15 protein-coding genes are annotated in these 16321 nt (G+C 66.2%); 7 read left to right on the top strand and 8 right to left on the bottom strand.

Annotation, left to right across the window (positions count from 1 at the left end):
* Positions 1-167 precede the first annotated feature (167 nt).
* Entirely contained in the window at positions 168-1055 is an 888-nt protein-coding gene (locus ACZ5PO_RS19020) for a branched-chain amino acid aminotransferase (protein ID WP_464196281.1), read from the top strand.
* Between the two features lie 52 nt (positions 1056-1107).
* On the opposite strand, the gene ACZ5PO_RS19015 is transcribed toward ACZ5PO_RS19020, so the two are convergent.
* The 4 genes from ACZ5PO_RS19015 to uvrC all read right to left on the bottom strand — a co-directional run bounded on the left by ACZ5PO_RS19015 (position 1108) and on the right by uvrC (position 4901).
* Positions 1108-1584, bottom strand: coding sequence for a molybdenum cofactor biosynthesis protein MoaE (locus ACZ5PO_RS19015; RefSeq protein ID WP_464196914.1), 477 nt, complete (start codon positions 1582-1584; stop codon positions 1108-1110).
* Between the two features lie 255 nt (positions 1585-1839).
* Positions 1840-2091, bottom strand: a complete 252-nt coding sequence (moaD, locus tag ACZ5PO_RS19010; RefSeq protein WP_464196912.1) for a molybdopterin converting factor subunit 1 — start codon at positions 2089-2091, stop codon at positions 1840-1842.
* Positions 2092-2119: 28 nt separating this feature from the next.
* Positions 2120-2728 carry a CDP-diacylglycerol--glycerol-3-phosphate 3-phosphatidyltransferase gene (gene pgsA, locus ACZ5PO_RS19005; protein WP_464196279.1) on the bottom strand — a complete coding sequence of 203 codons (609 nt, stop codon included), beginning with the start codon at positions 2726-2728 and terminating at the stop codon, positions 2120-2122.
* 85 nt (positions 2729-2813) lie between these two features.
* Positions 2814-4901, bottom strand: coding sequence for an excinuclease ABC subunit UvrC (gene uvrC, locus ACZ5PO_RS19000; RefSeq protein WP_464196277.1), 2088 nt, complete (start codon positions 4899-4901; stop codon positions 2814-2816).
* A 338-nt stretch (positions 4902-5239) separates the two neighbouring features.
* Between uvrC and ACZ5PO_RS18995 the strand changes: the two genes are divergently transcribed.
* The 6 genes from ACZ5PO_RS18995 to pth all read left to right on the top strand — a co-directional run bounded on the left by ACZ5PO_RS18995 (position 5240) and on the right by pth (position 10406).
* Complete coding sequence (locus ACZ5PO_RS18995; RefSeq protein WP_464196275.1) at positions 5240-6184, top strand: ribose-phosphate pyrophosphokinase; 945 nt, start codon at positions 5240-5242, stop codon at positions 6182-6184.
* Positions 6185-6335: 151 nt separating this feature from the next.
* Positions 6336-7055 carry a 7-cyano-7-deazaguanine synthase QueC gene (gene queC / locus ACZ5PO_RS18990; protein ID WP_464196273.1) on the top strand — a complete coding sequence of 240 codons (720 nt, stop codon included), beginning with the start codon at positions 6336-6338 and terminating at the stop codon, positions 7053-7055.
* Positions 7056-7198: 143 nt separating this feature from the next.
* Positions 7199-8050, top strand: a complete 852-nt coding sequence (locus tag ACZ5PO_RS18985) for an enoyl-CoA hydratase-related protein (protein WP_464196271.1) — start codon at positions 7199-7201, stop codon at positions 8048-8050.
* Positions 8051-8132: 82 nt separating this feature from the next.
* Positions 8133-8717, top strand: coding sequence for an outer membrane protein (locus tag ACZ5PO_RS18980; protein WP_464196269.1), 585 nt, complete (start codon positions 8133-8135; stop codon positions 8715-8717).
* Between the two features lie 146 nt (positions 8718-8863).
* On the top strand, positions 8864-9484 hold the full coding sequence (locus tag ACZ5PO_RS18975; RefSeq protein WP_464196267.1) for a 50S ribosomal protein L25/general stress protein Ctc: 621 nt from the start codon (positions 8864-8866) through the stop codon (positions 9482-9484).
* A 346-nt stretch (positions 9485-9830) separates the two neighbouring features.
* A complete protein-coding gene (pth, locus tag ACZ5PO_RS18970) occupies positions 9831-10406 on the top strand; it encodes an aminoacyl-tRNA hydrolase (RefSeq protein WP_464196265.1) in 576 nt (191 codons plus the stop codon).
* A 34-nt stretch (positions 10407-10440) separates the two neighbouring features.
* Here the strand turns inward: pth and ACZ5PO_RS18965 are convergent, their stop codons facing one another.
* From ACZ5PO_RS18965 to ACZ5PO_RS18950, 4 genes are all read right to left on the bottom strand, one after another.
* On the bottom strand, positions 10441-11673 hold the full coding sequence (locus tag ACZ5PO_RS18965; protein ID WP_464196263.1) for an ABC transporter substrate-binding protein: 1233 nt from the start codon (positions 11671-11673) through the stop codon (positions 10441-10443).
* Positions 11674-11838: 165 nt separating this feature from the next.
* Positions 11839-13059 carry an ABC transporter substrate-binding protein gene (locus tag ACZ5PO_RS18960; protein ID WP_464196261.1) on the bottom strand — a complete coding sequence of 407 codons (1221 nt, stop codon included), beginning with the start codon at positions 13057-13059 and terminating at the stop codon, positions 11839-11841.
* A gap of 379 nt (positions 13060-13438) precedes the next feature.
* Positions 13439-14665, bottom strand: coding sequence for an ABC transporter substrate-binding protein (locus ACZ5PO_RS18955; RefSeq protein WP_464196259.1), 1227 nt, complete (start codon positions 14663-14665; stop codon positions 13439-13441).
* Between the two features lie 298 nt (positions 14666-14963).
* Positions 14964-16196, bottom strand: a complete 1233-nt coding sequence (locus ACZ5PO_RS18950) for an ABC transporter substrate-binding protein (protein WP_464196257.1) — start codon at positions 16194-16196, stop codon at positions 14964-14966.
* Positions 16197-16321: the final 125 nt, after the last annotated feature.

The following is a 16321-nucleotide window of genomic DNA, read 5'->3' as shown; positions in this document are numbered from 1 at the left end:
CGGCCGCCTTGTGCTCCGGGGCGAAAAGCCCGACCATCGCTCCCCGACATGAGGACGCGCGTCGCTCGGCTTGGCAAGTCGGGCTTTCGTCGGTCCCCAGGCCCCGTGATGAGAGCTGAAGCGCCCTGAAAAAGGCTGCTGAATAGCATAGCGTAGGAGGAACTGACATGTCCGCGATTCCCTTCGATCGCCGCGATGGCGTGATCTGGTTCGACGGGCAGCTGGTTCCTTGGGCCGACGCCAAGATTCACGTGCTGAGCCACGGGCTGCATTATGCGTCCTGCGTGTTCGAAGGCGAGCGGGCCTACGGCGGCAGCATCTTCAAATCGACGTTGCACTCCGAGCGGCTGAAGCGCTCCGCCGAGCTGCTGGACTTCACCATTCCCTTCTCGATCGCGGAGATCGACGCTGCCAAGCAGCTGGTCGTCGAGAAGAACGGCTGCCCGGATGCCTACGTGCGGCCCGTCGCCTGGCGCGGCTCGGAGATGATGGGCGTGTCGGCTCAGCACAACGTGATCCACCTGGCGATCGCCAGCTGGGAGTGGCCGAGCTATTTCGATCCGGCCGAGCGGCTGAAGGGCATCCGTCTCGACCAGGCCGAGTTCCGGCGCCCTGATCCGGCCACCATCCCGGCCAAGGCGAAGGCCTCCGGCCTCTACATGATCTGCACCATCTCCAAGCACAAAGCCGAGCGACGCGGCTATGCCGACGCCCTGATGCTGGACTGGCGCGGCCACGTGGCCGAGTGCACGGGCGCCAACATCTTCTTCGTCAAGGACGGCGCGCTGCATACGCCGACCGCCGACGCCTTCCTCGACGGCATCACCCGCCAGACGGTGATCGAGCTGGCGCGCCGCCGCGGCATCGAGGTCCACGAACGCACCATCCTGCCGGATGAGCTCACGGGCTTCAGCGAATGCTTCATCACCGGCACGGCCGCCGAGGTGACGCCGGTGTCCGAGATCGCCCATTGGCGCTTCACGCCCGGCCAGATCAGCAAGACGCTGATGGACGATTACACCGCCGAGGTGCGGCCGCACGCCAAGGCCGCCTGACGGCCTTCGCGCCAGGCCGGCCCCCGTCCCGCTCGGACGCATCGGGAGCGCGTCACCAGCGCTCCGCCGCCGCATCGTCGGTCGCCGTTGCGGCGACCCAACCGGCGGCGCTGCGATCCTTCAGGTGCTCCTTTTTCCAGAAGGGGGCGCGGGTCTTCAGGTAATCCATCAGGAATTCGGCCGCTTCGAAGGCGGCGCGCCGGTGCGACGCGGCGGCCGTCACCAGCACGATCGGCTCTCCCGGCCGGATCAAGCCGTAGCGATGGATGATCGTCAGGCCGAGGAGCGGCCAACGCTCCTGCGCCTCGTGCGCGACGCGCCCGATCTCCTCCTCGGCCATGCCGGGATAGTGCTCGAGCTCCAGCGCCTCGAGCCGGCCGCCCTCGTCGCGGCAGAGCCCGGTGAAGGTGACGACGGCACCGACGTCGCAACGGCCGCTCGCAAGCGCTTGCGCCTCGGCGCCGGCGTCGAACGGCTCACCCTGCACCCGCACCGTGACTGTAGCGGCTTGTTGGCTGGCGGACGGCATCACGCTCACGGTGGCAGCTCCCTCGTGCCGGTGTCGTCCCGTGCCGTGACGGCACTCGAGCGCTTCCCGGTCATCCAGTCGCGAAGCGCTCTAGTGTGGTGGATCTGAAGTTCCTGCTCCCCGCATGGCATCCACGTTCAGGAACTTCAGATCCATTAAACCACACTAGAATCATAGAGTTGCTAGTGTGGCTTGAGAATCCGAAATTCGCTCCCAGCGCTGCTCCGAGGTGGTGCGAATTTCGGATTCGCCACACTAGCCTCCCGTCATCGGCGGGAAGAAGGCGATCTCGCGCGCCCCGGCGATCGGCGCATCCGGCTTGACGTGGCGCCGGTCGATCGCCGCGCGCACCACGCCGGGATCGGCGAAGGCGCTGGCGTATTCCTCGCCGCGGCCGGCGAGCCAGCCGGCCAGGTCGGCGACCGTCGCCACGGTCTCGGGAGGTTGGATCTCCTCGTCGTTGCGGCCGATCCGCTCCCTGACCCAGGCAAAATAGACGAGCTTCACACCCACCACCGTTTGCGGCATCACCGGCTTACGGGCCCGGCCGATCCTCGTCGATCATATGCCGCAGCCCCGCCCGCAGGTAGTCCCAGCCTGTATAAAGGGTGAGCAGCGCTGCGATCCACAGCAGAATCACGCCGACCGTGGACGTGCCGGAAAAGACCCGGTCGCCGGCGGGGCCGGCAATGAGAAAGCCGATGGCGACGAGCTGCAACGTCGTCTTCCACTTGGCGACGGTGGACACGGGCACGCTGACGCGCAGCTCGGCCAGGAATTCACGCAAGCCCGAAACCAGGATCTCGCGGCAGAGAATGATGATCGCCGCCCACAGGGCCCAGCCGCGGATGTCGCCGTCCGCCACCAGCATGAGCAGCGACGCGGCCACCAGCACCTTGTCGGCAATTGGATCCAGCATGCGGCCGATGGCCGATTGCTGGGCCCAGGCGCGGGCGAGATAGCCGTCGAGGAAATCGGTGACGCCCGCCGCGATGAAGATGGCGAGCGCCAGCCAGCGCATCATCTGTTCGCTCGGCCAGAACAGGCACGCGACGACGGCCGGCACCGCCAGCAGCCGCCCATACGTGAGTATGTTGGGGATGCTCCAGGCGTGGGACCGGCGCATGGCAGGGGCGATGCTCATGTCGGGGCAGGAAACACAGCCCGCCCCCTAGCGTCAACCAAGCTGACCAAACGATCTCCGCACCGATGCAGCGGCACAACCGCGCTTAGCCGGCTTTGTCGTGGAAGAAGGCGTAGACGGCCTTGGCCGTGGCCGCGTTGACGCCGGGCGTGCGCATCAAATCGTCGAGGGAGGCGCGGGTCACGGCCTTGGCCGTGCCGAAGTGCAGGAGCAGCGCCCGCTTGCGCGACGGCCCGACCCCGGGCACCTCGTCGAGCGGGTTCTTGACCATCTCGCGCTTGCGCCGCGCCCGGTGGGTACCGATGGCGAAGCGATGCGCCTCGTCGCGCAGCCGCTGGACGAAGTAGAGCGCCGGGTCACGCGGCGGCAGCTTGAACGGGGTGCGTCCGTCGATGAAGAACGTCTCGCGGCCGGCGTCGCGGTCCGGCCCCTTGGCGATGGCAACCAGGGGCACGTCGGCGATGCCGAGCTCCGCCAGCGTGGTGCGGGCCGCCTCGAGCTGGCCGCGACCGCCGTCGATGAGCACCAGATCGGGCCAGGCCGGGAAGATCTCCGAATCGCCATCGAGCTCCTCGTCGATCTCGTCGTCGCAGGCGCCGTCGGGGATATCGCTCGACGCCGACGGCGCAGCCGGCTCGGCGACGACCTCGGCCGGCGCCTCCCGCGGTGCTTCCTTGGCCAGCCGGGCGAAGCGCCGCTGCAGCATTTCACGCATCATGCCGTAGTCGTCGCCGGGCGTGAGATCCTCCGAGCGCATGTTGAAGGTGCGATAGTGCGTCTTCATGAACCCGGCGGTCCCGGCGACGATGAGCCCTCCGACCGCGTTGGTGCCCATGATGTGGGAGTTGTCGTAGACCTCGATACGCCGCGGCGCGCGCGGCAACCCGAAGGCTTGGCCCAGCGCGGCCATCAGCTTCTCCTGCGAGGCCGTCTCCGCCAGCCGCCGCGCCAGCGCCTCGCGCGCGTTCTGCGCCGCATGGGCCACGAGATCGCGCTTCTCGCCGCGCTGCGGCACCGCGAGCTCGATGCGGCGCCCGGCCTTGGTCGACAGGGCGGCTTCCAGCAGGGCGCAATCCTCGGGCTCGTGCGACATGAGGATCAGGCGCGCGCAGGGCTTGTCGTCGTAGAACTGGGCCATGAACGAGGCGAGCACCTCGGCCGCCGCGAGCGAACGGTCGGCCTTGGGGAAGTAGGCGCGATTGCCCCAGTTCTGGCAGTTGCGGAAGAAGAAGACCTGGACGCAGAACTGCCCCGCCTGCTCCTCGATGGCGAAGACGTCCGCCTCCTCCACCGAGCGGGGGTTGATGTCCTGGCTTGCCTGGATCGCCGACAGCGCCGCCAGGCGGTCGCGATAGCGGGCGGCCCGCTCGAACTCCAGCTCTTCGGAGGCGGCCTGCATGTCCCCGGCGAGCCGCTGCCTCACGGCATTGCTCTTGCCGGACAGGAAGGCCCGCGCCTGGTCGACCAGGGCGGCGTAGTCACCGTGGTCGATCTCGCCGGTGCAGGGCCCGGCGCACCGCTTGATCTGGAAGAGCAGGCACGGCCGGGTGCGGTTCTCGTAGTAGCTGTCGGAGCACGAGCGCAGCAGAAAGGCCCGCTCCAGCGCATTGATGGTGCGGTTGACGGCGCCCGCGTTGGCGAAGGGGCCGAAGTAGTCGCCCGGCCGGGTGCGGGCGCCCCGGTGCTTGAGGATCTGCGGCGAGACGTGGTCGCCGGTGAGCAGGATATAGGGAAACGACTTGTCGTCGCGCAGCAGGACGTTGTAGCGGGGGCGCAGCTGCTTGATGAGGTTGGCCTCGAGCAGCAGCGCCTCGGTTTCCGTCTGCGTCGTGACGAACTCCATCGCCGCGGTCTCGGCGATCATCCGCGCCGTGCGGTTGCCGCCGTGGCCGACGCCGCGGGTATAGTTCGCCACCCGGTTCTTGAGGTTGCGCGCCTTGCCGACGTAGAGCACCTCGCCTGCCGCATCGATCATGCGGTAGACGCCGGGCGCATGGGGCAGCGTCTTCCAGAAGCGCCGGATGACGTCGGCGCCGGCGCGCAGCAACGCGGGCACTTCGGCGCCGAAATCCAGCTCCATGCCGGAGCCGGCAGCGTCGTCCTCGGCCGCCGGACCGGACCCAGCGGTCTCGACGGGGTCCCACGGGGGCGTATCTCTCGGTTGGCCGTTCATTGACGTTGATCTAATCAGCGTGAGGCCGTTGCGCAAAATGCTCGTAATTTTTTGAACCTGGAGCGCTTCTTTTGCGATTGGGTGATTCCATCCAACCGCAAAAGAAGCGCTCCAGCAGACTGTCCACAGCCCCGGTCGCATCTCCCATGCCCTGAGGGCGGCTTCCACTCGGGAGAAACTTGATCTATGAGCCGCAGCAGCTCAGGTGACGGCGGCGTCCGTCCGGCGGACGGGCATCAGCGCGACATTTGTGTTACAGACGCGCGACCGCATCGGCCGTAGTTGAGCGGCGATCGAGGCGGCGCGGAGCAGCGCTCTCCAGGAGGACGGCTGGCAGGATGAAATCCTCCATCAAGCTCGTGGCAGGCAATTCCAACCGGCAGCTGGCCGAGGCGATCTCGGCCTATCTGGAGGTGCCGCTCGCCGGCTGCCAAGTGAAGCGCTTCGCCGACATGGAAGTGTTCGTCGAGATTCTGGAGAACGTGCGAGGCGAGGACGTGTTCGTCGTCCAGTCCACGTCGTACCCGGCGAACGACCATCTGATGGAGCTGCTGATCATCATCGACGCGCTGCGCCGCTCCTCGGCCCGGCGGGTGACCGCGGTGATCCCCTATTTCGGCTACGCCCGGCAGGACCGCAAACCGGGCCCGCGCACGCCGATCTCGGCTAAGCTCGTCGCCAATCTGATCACCCGTGCCGGCGCCGACCGGGTGATGACGCTCGATCTGCACGCCGGCCAGATCCAGGGCTTCTTCGATATCCCGACCGACAACCTCTACGCGGCGCCGGTGATGGTGCGCGACATCAAGGAGCGCTTCGACGGCGACGACATGACGGTCGTCTCGCCCGACGTGGGCGGCGTGGTGCGCGCCCGCGCGCTGGCCAAGCGCATCGACGCGCCGCTGGCCATCGTCGACAAGCGCCGCGAGCGGCCGGGCGAGAGCGAGGTGATGAACATCATCGGCGACGTGAAGGGCCGCTCCTGCATCCTCATCGACGACATCGTCGATTCCGGCGGCACGCTCTGCAACGCCGCCGATGCCCTGCTCGCGGAAGGCGCCAAGGAGGTCTACGCCTATTGCAGCCACGGCGTGCTGTCGGGCGGAGCCGTGGCGCGCATCGCCTCCTCGCGGCTCAAGGAGATGGTGATCACCGATTCCATCCAGCCGACCGAGGCCATCCGCGTCGCCAAGAACCTGCGCGTACTCTCCATCGCCCCGCTGATCGGCGAAGCGATCGGCCGCACCGCATCCGAATCGAGCGTCTCGAGCCTGTTCGACTGAGGCGCGGTCCGCCAAAGTGGGCTGCGATAGCCCCTTGAGCATGTCCCGATCGGATGGAGCCATCCGATCGGAGGGACATGCTCCAGCTCCTTGAGTCCGGAACGCTTCTTTCCGATCGGCGAGCAGCGCCCCAGGCTGGATCGATACGGCCATGACCACCCTCTCCGACAGCCGTGCCCTCGTCCTGCTTTCTGGCGGGCAGGATTCGACCACTTGCCTGGCCTGGGCGCTGGCCCGCTTCGCCGAGGTGGAGACGGTCGGCTTCGCCTATGGCCAGCGCCATGCGGTCGAGCTCACGTGCCGGACGGTGGTGCGTCAGGCGTTGGCGCAGCCGACGGCGCAGTTGCCCGGCCGGCTCGGCGCGGACCACATGATCGGGCTCGACGCGCTCGGCACGCTCTCCGACACCGCCATGACACGCGAGGTGGAGATCACCATGGGCGACAACGGCCTGCCCAACACCTTCGTGCCGGGTCGCAACCTCGCCTTCATGGTGTTCGCCGGCGCCCTCGCCTACCGCCGCGGCTGCAAGCACATCGTGCTCGGTGTCTGCGAGACGGACTACTCCGGCTATCCCGACTGCCGTGACGACACTATCAAGGCCATGCAGCTCGCCCTCAATCTCGGCATGGAGGCGCGCTTCGTCCTGCAGACGCCGCTGATGTGGCGCGACAAGGCGGCGACCTTTGCGATGGCGCAGGAGCTGGGCGGCGCAGCCTTGCTCGACCTGATCGTGGCGGAAACGCATACCTGCTACGTCGGCGATCGCAGCCACCGCCACGCCTGGGGGTACGGCTGCGGCCAGTGCCCGGCCTGCCGGCTGCGCGCCGACGGCTGGCATCGCTTCCAGGCGACGCGGCCGCGGGACTGATCGGGCCTTGCAGGCGCGCTCGAGCCGCTGGAGCTTTTACAGCCGAAGCGTTTCCCTTGTGATCGGGCGATGCCGGCCGATCACAGACGAAGCACTCGGGGCAAACACGTCCAATCAACGACAAGAGCAAGGGTGGAGACTTTATGACGAGCGAGAACCAGGCCGACGTCCTGCTGATCGATAGGCCGCGCCCGGGTATCCGGCGGCTCACCATGAACCGGCCGCACAAGCGCAACGCGCTCAACAATGCCTTGCGCACCGCCATCATGGCGGCGCTGGAGGAGGCCGACCGCGACCCCGAGGTCCACGTCTCGATCCTGCGCGGCGCCGGCCCCTGCTTCTCGTCCGGCTACGACCTGTCGAGCGACAACACGGTGGGTCAGCCCTTCCACACGGCGGGCGGCCCCGGCCAGTGGCCGCGCCACGTGGTCGATGGATGGACGCGCATCTGGGACCTGCAGAAGCCGGTCATCGCCCAGGTGCACGGCTATTGCCTGGCCGGCGGCAGCGAGCTCGCCACCTGCTGCGACCTCGTCTACGTGGCCGAGGACGCCCAGATCGGCTACCCGCCGACGCGGCTGATGAGCCCGCCGGACAACCAGTTCCACCCGTGGCTGATGGGCCTGCGCCGGGCCATGGAGATGTATCTCACCGGCGATTCGATCAGCGGCATCGAGGCGGCGCAGGACGGCTTCGCCAACCGCGCCTACCCGGTAGCGGAGCTGGAGGAGCGGGTGCTGGCGCTGGCCGAGCGCATCGCCATGGTGCCGGTCGAGCTGCAGCAGATCAACAAGCGCAGCGTCCACCGCGCCATGGAGATCATGGGCCTGCGTACCGCCATCCGCGCCGGCACCGAGCTGCAGGCGCTCGCCTTCTCCACCGAGGCGAGCCGCGCCTATCTCAGCCGCTTCAAGCGCGACGGCGGCAGCGTCGCCAAGCTGCTGAGCGAGCGCGACGCCCCGTTCAAGGACTATCGCGAGGACCCGGCCGAGTAGGCAGCGTTGCTGGTCCGGCTTGGTTGAGCGCCACCGCCGCCTCGGCTATGGTCCGCGGGGGCGCCGCGGCGGAGATGATTTGATGCGGACGAAAGCTGCCTGGATCACAGCGGTGGTTCTGTTCGGCAGCGCCGTGCAGGCGAGCGCCGCCGACACGTCGGCCCCCCTACCGAGCCTCGCGCTGAATCCGCAGGAGAGCCCCTCCCTCTGGACCGGGCTGCGCATCGGCGCGGATGTGTTCGCGGTATCGGGCTCGAAGGGCATGAAGGGTGGCATGGGGGGCGCCGTCAGGCTCGGCTACGATTATGAGTTCGAGAACAACATGGTGCTCGGCGTGCAGGCCTCGACCGGCTTCACGCCGGCGAGCTACGTCGGCAGCCGTCTCCGCGGCTTCGATTTCGCCACCGTCGACGTGAAGGTGGGCTACGACATGGGTCGCGTCATGCCCTACATGATCGGCAGCGTGGCCCTGCTGAAGCCGAATTTCGACACCGGGCTCGCCGGCTTCGCCACGGGCGCCTCGTTCAACAACCTGCTCAGCGGCGGGCGAGACCTCGATGTGGCAGGCCGCGTGGGCGCGGGCGTAGAATATGCCATCACCGACCGGCTCCACGTCGGGCTTGAGGTCTCGGTGTCCCGCGGCCAGGGCTGGCTCTACCCGTATTGATTGATCCGCCAGAGCGCTGGCCCCGCCTTGCCGGCCGCCGCCGGCGACGCTATAAGGCGCGCTTGCCCGCCAGACACCCTTGGAGGCACGGGCATCCCAAGCGGCCGCCGTGAGGCGGCCATTTGCATTTATCTGAAGGACTAATCATGACCGCCGTCAAGCAACTCAAGGCCGAGGTGCGCGACCGGGTCGGCAAGGGGGCCGCCCGCGCAATCCGACGCCAGGGCAAGGTGCCCGCCGTGATCTACGGCGCCGGCAAGCCTGCCCAGTCGATCGCCCTGGACTTCAACCAGACGCACCAGCTGATCTATGCCGGCCACTTCCTGACCACGATCTTCGAGGTCGAGGTGGGCGCGGAGAAGACCCGCGTCATCCCGCGCGACTTCCAGCTCGACCCGGTACGCGATACGCCCGTGCACGTGGACTTCCTGCGGGTCGGCCGCGACGCCACCATCGATGTCGAGGTGCCGGTGCACTTCATCAACCAGGATGCCTCGCCGGGCCTGAAGCAGGGCGGCTCGATCAACGTCGTGAGCCACCACATCGGCCTGACCGTGCGCGCCGACGCCATCCCCGACGCGATCACCGTCGACCTGACGGGCCTGGAGTTCAACGACACCGTCCACATCTCGGACGTCAAGCTGCCCGCCGGCGCCGTCCCGACGGTCACCGACCGCGACTTCACCATCGCGACCATCGCGCCGCCGACGGTGGAGGAAGCACCCGCTGCGGCCGACGCCCCGGCCGCCGACGCCAAGAAGGCCTGAGGCCTCCAAGGTCTGAGCCCCCGGCTCATGGCGGTTTCCCGGCCGCCGTGAGCCGGCCCTAGTGTGGCGAATCTGAAATTCGCACCACCTCGGGGCAGCGCTGGGAGCGAATTTCGGATTCTCAAGCCACACTAGCAACTCTATGATTCGAGTGTGGTTTAATGGATCTGGAGTTCCTGAATATTGATGCCATGTGGGGGCAGGAACTTCAGATCCACCACACTAGAGCGCTTCGCGATCGGGTGGCCTCACCCCCGGAGAGACGCTCTGCGGATCCAATGGCCTGATCGGCTCGTCGCATTCGATCGGGCATCGTCCAGCCCCCGGCGCAGACTGGAGGTTGCCTGTGCTGCTCTTCGTCGGCCTCGGCAATCCGGGCGCCCGTTATGCCCACAACCGCCACAATATCGGCTTCATGGCGGTCGACGCCGTCGCGGCAACGCATCGGGCCGGCCCCTGGCGCACGCGCTTTCAGTCCGCCTGCGCCGAAGCGACGATCGGCGGCGAGCGGGCCATCCTGTTGAAGCCGCAAACCTTCATGAACGATTCGGGGCGCGCGGTGGCGGAGGCTGCCCGCTTCTACAAGATCGCCCTGAGCGACATCGTCGTGTTCCACGACGAGCTCGACCTGCCCCCCGGCAAGGTGCGGGTGAAGACCGGTGGCGGCAACGCCGGCCACAACGGCCTGCGCTCGATCACCGCCCACGTGGGCAACGACTATCGCCGCGTGCGCTTCGGTATCGGTCATCCCGGCCACAAGGACCGCGTCCACGGCTACGTGCTGAGCGATTTCGCCAAGATCGAGGAGCCGTGGGTGACGCAGCTCTGCGGCGTCGTCGCCGACGAGGCGACCTTCCTGGCCAAGGGGGAGGACGCGACCTTCGCTAACCGCGTCCACCTGGCTTGTGCGGATTCCGCCTGAGCGACGCCCGGATCGGGGCAGCGTCGGCGTATGGTCAGCTGCGCCCCTCGCCGCTGATGATCGGCCCGAACAGGTCCCACTTGTCCCCGTTGAACCGCTGCAGCTGCATCTGCTCGATCGGGAAATAGTCGGTCGGGCCGGTGTTGATGGTGATCCCCGGCAGCAGCATGCCGAGCTCGAGGTTCTTCAGGCTGGCCGCCTGCCTCATCACGTTCTCGCGCGTGAGGTTGTCGCCCGCCTGCTTGAGCACCTGGACCATCGTCTGCGCGGCGATGAAGCCGTAGACGGTGAAGGTGCTCGTCCTGTCGCCTTCGGGGTAGTACGTGGCCATGAAGGCCAGCCACTCCTTGTAGGCCGGATCGTCCTTCCACTGCGGATCGGTCGGATCCTTGCCGTAGGTGGCGGTGATCACGCCCTTTGCATTCTCGGGGCCGGCCGGCCGCATCACCGCGCCCACGGAGTTCGAGACGCTGTTGAGCAGATGCACCGGCCGCCAGCCGATCTCCGCCATCTTCTTGATGGCTTGGGCGGAGAACTTGGCCGTCGTCACGTCGAAGAACAGGTCGGCGCCGGCGGCCTGCAGCCTCAGGATCTGGCTGTCGACGGTCGGGTCGGTGCCCTCGTAGGTCGCCTCCGCGATGATCAGGCGCCTGCCCGTGTCGCCGAGCCCGTCCTTGAAGCCGTTCAGATAGTCCCGCCCGTAGTCGTCATTCTGGTAAAGAATGCCGATCCTGGCGTTGGGGTAGTTCTCCAGAACGTATCGGGCGTAGATGCGGCCTTCCCCCTCGTAGGTCGGCCCGAAGCCCATGGTCCAGGGGAACTCCTTGGGATTGCCCCACTTGCTCGCACCGGTCGCGACGAACAGCTGCGGCACGCCCTTGGTGTTCAGATACTTCTGCACCGCCGTCTGGGACGGCGTGCCCAGGCCGTTGAAGATCAGCAGGACCTCGTCGCCTTCGACCAGCTTGCGGGTCTGCTCCACCGTCTTCGGCGGGCTGTAGGCGTCGTCATAGGAGATGAAGTTGATCTTCCGTCCGTTGATGCCGCCCTTCTCGTTGATCATGCGGAAATAAGCGGCCTCGGTCTTGCCGATGACGCCGTAGGGCGAGACCGGCCCGCTGTAGGCCATGGTGTTGCCGATCTTGATCTCCGTGTCGGAGACGCCCGGGCCGTACTGCTTCTGGGCCTGGGCCGGCTGGGCCGCGAAGGCCACGCCAACGCCGGCGAGCGCGGCCACGATCGCGGGCAGCAAAGGCGATTTGGTCATGGGATGTCCACCTGCTCGGCAGGCGACCGGGTGGCGTCATACCGTCGGCCGTGACGCGGCCGGCCGCTGCAATCCTCGGGGAAATGGCTGACGGACCCGCGCGGGGCGGGCAGCCATCCGCGGCGGCTCGCCGCGGATGGCCATGTGCGCCGGGTGGCGCGACGATCAGCTGGGCACTTCGCCGCTGATGATCGGGCCGAACAGCTCCCAGCGCTCGCCGTTGAACCGCTGGAGCTGCTCCTGCTCGATCGGATAGAAGTCGGTGGGGCTGGTGTTGATGGCGATGCCCGGCAGCAGCATCCCGAGCCTCAGGTCCTTGAGGCTCGCGGCCTGCTTCATGATGTTCTCACGCGTGAGGTCGTCGCCGGCCCGCTTGATGACCTCCGCCATGGTCTGCGCGACGAGATAGCCGTAGACCGTGAAGGTGCTCGTCTTGTCGCCCTCGGGGTAGTACTTGTCCATGAAGGCGAGCCACTCCTTGTAGGCCGGGTCGTCCTGCCATTGCGGATCCGTCGGGTCCTTCAGGTAGTTGACCGAGATGATGCCCTTGGCATTGTCGAAACCCGCGGGCTTCAGCACGGCGCCGACCGAGTTCGAGACGCTGTTCAGGAACTGCAGCGGCCGCCAGTTCACCTCAGCCATTTTCCTGATCGCTTGAGCTGCAAACTTCGGCGTCGTGACGTTGTAGACGATATCGACGCCGGCGGCCTGCAGCTTCAGGATCTGGCTGTCGACCGTGGTGTCGGTCACCTCGTAGGGCGCCTCGGCGACGATCATCGAGACCTGATCGCCCAGCCCATCCTTCAGGCCCTTGACGTAGTCCTTACCATAGTCGTCGTTCTGGTAGAGGATGCCGATCTTGCCCTTCGGGTAGTTCTTCAGGATGTAGCTGGCATAGATGCGGCCTTCCCCCTGGTAGGTCGGCTGCCAGCCCATGGTCCACGGGAACTGCTTGGGGTCGCCCCATTTGGTGGCGCCGGTGGCGACGAAGAGCTGCGGCACCTGCTTCTGGTTCAGGTATTTCTGGATCGCCGTGTTCGACGGAGTGCCGAGCGGCTGGAACATGACCAGGACGTTGTCGCTCTCGACCAGCTTGCGTGTCTGCTCCACGGCCTTGGGCGGGCTGTAGCTGTCATCGTAGCTGATGAAATTGATCTTGCGGCCGTTGATCCCACCCTGGTCGTTGATCATGCGGAAGTAGGCCGCCTCTGTCTTGCCGATGGTGCCATAGGCCGAGGCCGGGCCGCTGTAAGGATTGATGTTGCCGATCTTGATCTCGGTATCGCTGGCACCAGGCCCATATTGCTTCTGCGCGACGGCCGGCGTTGCCAGGCCAAGACACACGAACGCGGCCGCGGCCGAGCCGCGGAGCACTGACGTCATCATGTTCCCTCCTCTGGGCATGTTCGCCCTTGTTGTCCGTTTGCGGACTGATGCGATCTCGTTCGACTGGTCGCACCTGTAACTACGTTGTCGCGTTTCGTCCGGCTCCGCAAGAGGGTGGCGCCAAGTACCCAACATTTGATCCGCCGCATTGCAGCCACCCCGGCAAGACTTAGGCGCCGATCAATACGTTTGACTATGCTGTCGTCGAGACTTGGCACGAAATCCGCCGGGGCTGCCCCTTGGCGACATCTATGCGGCGTGCCGCGCGCGCAAAGAAGCCCGCCGAGCGAGGGCTCGGCGGGCTGGCGGCAAAAGTCTTCAATCCGCGTTCAATGATCGACGCCGCGGACTCGATGGCCCGCGGGGCCGACGCTGGACCTCAGCTTCTGATTTCCCCGCTGATGATCGGGCCGAAGAACTCCCAGCGGTCCCCCTGGAAGCGCATCATCTGTTCCTGCTCGATCGGATAGAAGTCCGACGCGCCGGTGTTGATGGTGATGCCGGGCAGGAACATGCCGGTGTCGAAATTCTTGATGCTGGCCGCCTGCTTCATGATGTTCTCGCGGGTCAGGTTGTCGCCCGCCTGCTTGAGCACCTGGACCAGCGTCTTGGCGACGCCATAGCCATAGACGTAGTTGCTGTTCGTCTTGTCGACCCCAGGCAGATACTTGTCGATGAAGGCCTCCCACTCCTTCACGCCCGGATCGTCCTTCCACTTGGGATCCGTCGGATCCTTGATGTAGTTGACGCTCATCACGCCCTGAGCGGCCTCGAAGCCGGCCGGCTTGATGACGGAGCCGATGGACGTGGACACGTTGACCAGCAGATGGACCGGCTTCCAGCCGATCTCGTTCAGTTTGCGGATGGCCTGGGCGGCGAACTTGGGCGTGGTGACGTCGTAGAAGGCATCGGCGCCACTCGACTTGAGCTTGAGGATCTCCGCGTCGACGGTCGGCGACGAGATCTCGTAGGGGACTTCGGCGACGATCATGCTCTTGGCCTTGTCGCCGAGGCCATCCTTGAACCCCTGGACGTAATCCTTACCGAAGTCGTCGTTCTGGTAGAGGATGCCCACCTTGGCGTTGGGCATGTTCTGGAGCAGGTACTTGGCGTAGACGCGGCCCTCGCCCTGGTAGGTCGGCTGCCACCCCATCGTCCAGGGAAAGTTCTTGGGATCGCCCCACTTCGTCGCGCCGGTGGCCACGAACAGCTGCGGCACCTGCTTGCTGTTCAGATACTTCTGGATGGCCGTATTCGATGGCGTGCCGAGCGGATTGAACACGAACAGCACGCCGTCGTTCTCGACCAGCTTGCGCGTCTGCTCGACCGCCTTGGGCGGGCTGTAGCTGTCGTCGTAGCTGATGAAATTGATCTTGCGGCCGTTGATGCCGCCCTGATCGTTGATCATCCTGAAGTAGGCCTCCTCGGTCTTGCCGATGGAGCCGTAGGCGGAGGCCGGCCCGCTGTAGGGCATGATGTTACCGACCTTGATCTCGGTGTCGCTTGCACCGGTATCGTATGCCTTCTGAGCAAAAGCCGGGCCGATAAGGAGTCCGATGCCCGTGAGCGCGGCAACGGTCGGGCCGAACAGCGATGGCTTGAACATATCTCCTCCTCTAGTCGTCGCGCTCTCGGCCGCCTATGGCGGTCCGTCGCGATCTCTTGGTGATCGTCGCACCTGCAACTCAGGGTGTCGCGTCCCGCCCCCAGGCGCAAGCCCTCCTCTCGGCTAACGCAGCGTCTGCTCGATATTTGGGCTGCGCGCTGCAACCAATGGTCTGGAGACGTCAGGCCCGGTCACAAGAAAGGCCTGCCGCGGGCTTCGCGGCAGGCCTCGACCAGTCGATGGATTCCGACCTTCCGCCCCGGACGGACGGAGGCGGACGGAGCGGAATGCCGCCGCGTCAGTTGTTCTGCACGGAGCCGATCAGCACCGGTCCGAACGGCACCCACTTCTCGCCGTCGAAGCGCAGCGGCTGCAACTCCTCGATCGGGTAGAAATCCGTCGAGCTGGTCTTGATCTTGATGCCCGGCAGCAACGTATCGAGGGTGAGATCGTTGATGTTGGCCGCCTGCTTCATGATGTTGGCGCGGGTGAGATCGTCCCCGGCCTGCTTGAGCACATGGGCCAGTGTCTGCGCCGCGGCATAGCCGTAGACGTTGAGAACGTTGGTGCGGTCGGCCTCCGGCAAATACTTGTCGAGGAAGGCGTTCCAAGCCTTGATGCCGGCATCGTCCTTCCACATCGGGTCGGCCGGATCCTTCAGATAATAGCTGCTGATGATGTCCTTGCCGTTCTCGAGGCCTGCGGGCTTCAGCACGCCGCCAACCGATTGGGAGACGCTGGCCAGGTAATGCGCCGGCTTCCAGTTCATCTCCGCCACCTTGCGGATCGCCTGGGCGGCGAACTTCGGCGTGGTGATGTCGACGAGCACGTCGGCGCCCGCCGCCTTGAGCTTCAGCAGGGGCGAGTCGATGGTGGAGTCGGCCAGCTCGTAGGGGGCCTCGGCCACGATCATCGACTTGGCCTTGTCGCCCAGCCCCAGCTTGAGGCCGGTCACGTAGTCCTTACCGAAGTCGTCGTTCTGGTAGAGAATGCCGATCTTGCCGTTCGGCTGGTCCTTGAGGATCATCTTGGCGTAGATGATGCCCTCGCTCTGGTAGGTCGGCTGCCAGCCCATGGTCCACGGGAACTTCTCCGGCTCGCCCCATTTGGTCGCGCCCGTGGCGACGAACAGCTGCGGCACCTTCTTGGCGTTCAGGTACTTCTGGATGGCCGTGTTCGACGGCGTGCCGAGCGGATTGAAGATCAGCAGGACCTCGTCGCTCTCGACCAGCTTGCGCGTCTGCTCGACCGCCTTGGGCGGGCTGTAGGCATCGTCATAGCTGATGAAATCGATCTTGCGGCCGTTGATGCCGCCTTGGTCGTTGATCATCCGGAAGAAGGCCTGCTCGACCTTGCCGATGGTGCCGTAGCCCGAAGCCGGCCCGCTGTACGGAAACATGTTGCCGATCTTGATCTCGGTGTCGCTGGCACCCGCGTCGTACTTCTTCTGCGCCAGCGCCGGCGTGGCGCCGGTCAACGCCAGCAACGCCCCCGCGACGACGGCCGCGCGGCAATCCTTGGTCAATCGCATGAAAGTTCCCCAATCGAACGCTTGTTTGAGCGGGGAGCCTAGAGCATATTCCGCAAGCTTGGCTACCGCTTTCACGGCGACCACGCGCAGCGGAGCGCGCCCATTTGCCGCGCGTTCCGCCCGAG

The organism is Chelatococcus sp. KU-N122, assembly GCF_055391085.1.
The sequence above is the reverse complement of the archived record's forward strand: the minus strand, read 5'-3'. Positions and strand labels throughout refer to the sequence as shown.

What these genes read in the sequence shown, in the direction of transcription:
- ACZ5PO_RS18975 (WP_464196267.1), top strand. Translation starts at nt 8,864, where the DNA reads ATGACCGCCGTCAAGCAACTCAAGGCCGAGGTGCGCGACCGGGTCGGC.
- ACZ5PO_RS18985 (WP_464196271.1), top strand. Translation starts at nt 7,199, where the DNA reads ATGACGAGCGAGAACCAGGCCGACGTCCTGCTGATCGATAGGCCGCGC.
- ACZ5PO_RS18995 (WP_464196275.1), top strand. Translation starts at nt 5,240, where the DNA reads ATGAAATCCTCCATCAAGCTCGTGGCAGGCAATTCCAACCGGCAGCTG.
- ACZ5PO_RS18955 (WP_464196259.1), bottom strand. Translation starts at nt 14,665, where the DNA reads ATGTTCAAGCCATCGCTGTTCGGCCCGACCGTTGCCGCGCTCACGGGC.
- ACZ5PO_RS18965 (WP_464196263.1), bottom strand. Translation starts at nt 11,673, where the DNA reads ATGACCAAATCGCCTTTGCTGCCCGCGATCGTGGCCGCGCTCGCCGGC.
- uvrC (WP_464196277.1), bottom strand. Translation starts at nt 4,901, where the DNA reads ATGAACGGCCAACCGAGAGATACGCCCCCGTGGGACCCCGTCGAGACC.
- ACZ5PO_RS18980 (WP_464196269.1), top strand. Translation starts at nt 8,133, where the DNA reads ATGCGGACGAAAGCTGCCTGGATCACAGCGGTGGTTCTGTTCGGCAGC.
- ACZ5PO_RS19020 (WP_464196281.1), top strand. Translation starts at nt 168, where the DNA reads ATGTCCGCGATTCCCTTCGATCGCCGCGATGGCGTGATCTGGTTCGAC.
- queC (WP_464196273.1), top strand. Translation starts at nt 6,336, where the DNA reads ATGACCACCCTCTCCGACAGCCGTGCCCTCGTCCTGCTTTCTGGCGGG.
- ACZ5PO_RS18960 (WP_464196261.1), bottom strand. Translation starts at nt 13,059, where the DNA reads ATGATGACGTCAGTGCTCCGCGGCTCGGCCGCGGCCGCGTTCGTGTGT.
- ACZ5PO_RS19015 (WP_464196914.1), bottom strand. Translation starts at nt 1,584, where the DNA reads ATGCCGTCCGCCAGCCAACAAGCCGCTACAGTCACGGTGCGGGTGCAG.
- pgsA (WP_464196279.1), bottom strand. Translation starts at nt 2,728, where the DNA reads ATGAGCATCGCCCCTGCCATGCGCCGGTCCCACGCCTGGAGCATCCCC.
- ACZ5PO_RS18950 (WP_464196257.1), bottom strand. Translation starts at nt 16,196, where the DNA reads ATGCGATTGACCAAGGATTGCCGCGCGGCCGTCGTCGCGGGGGCGTTG.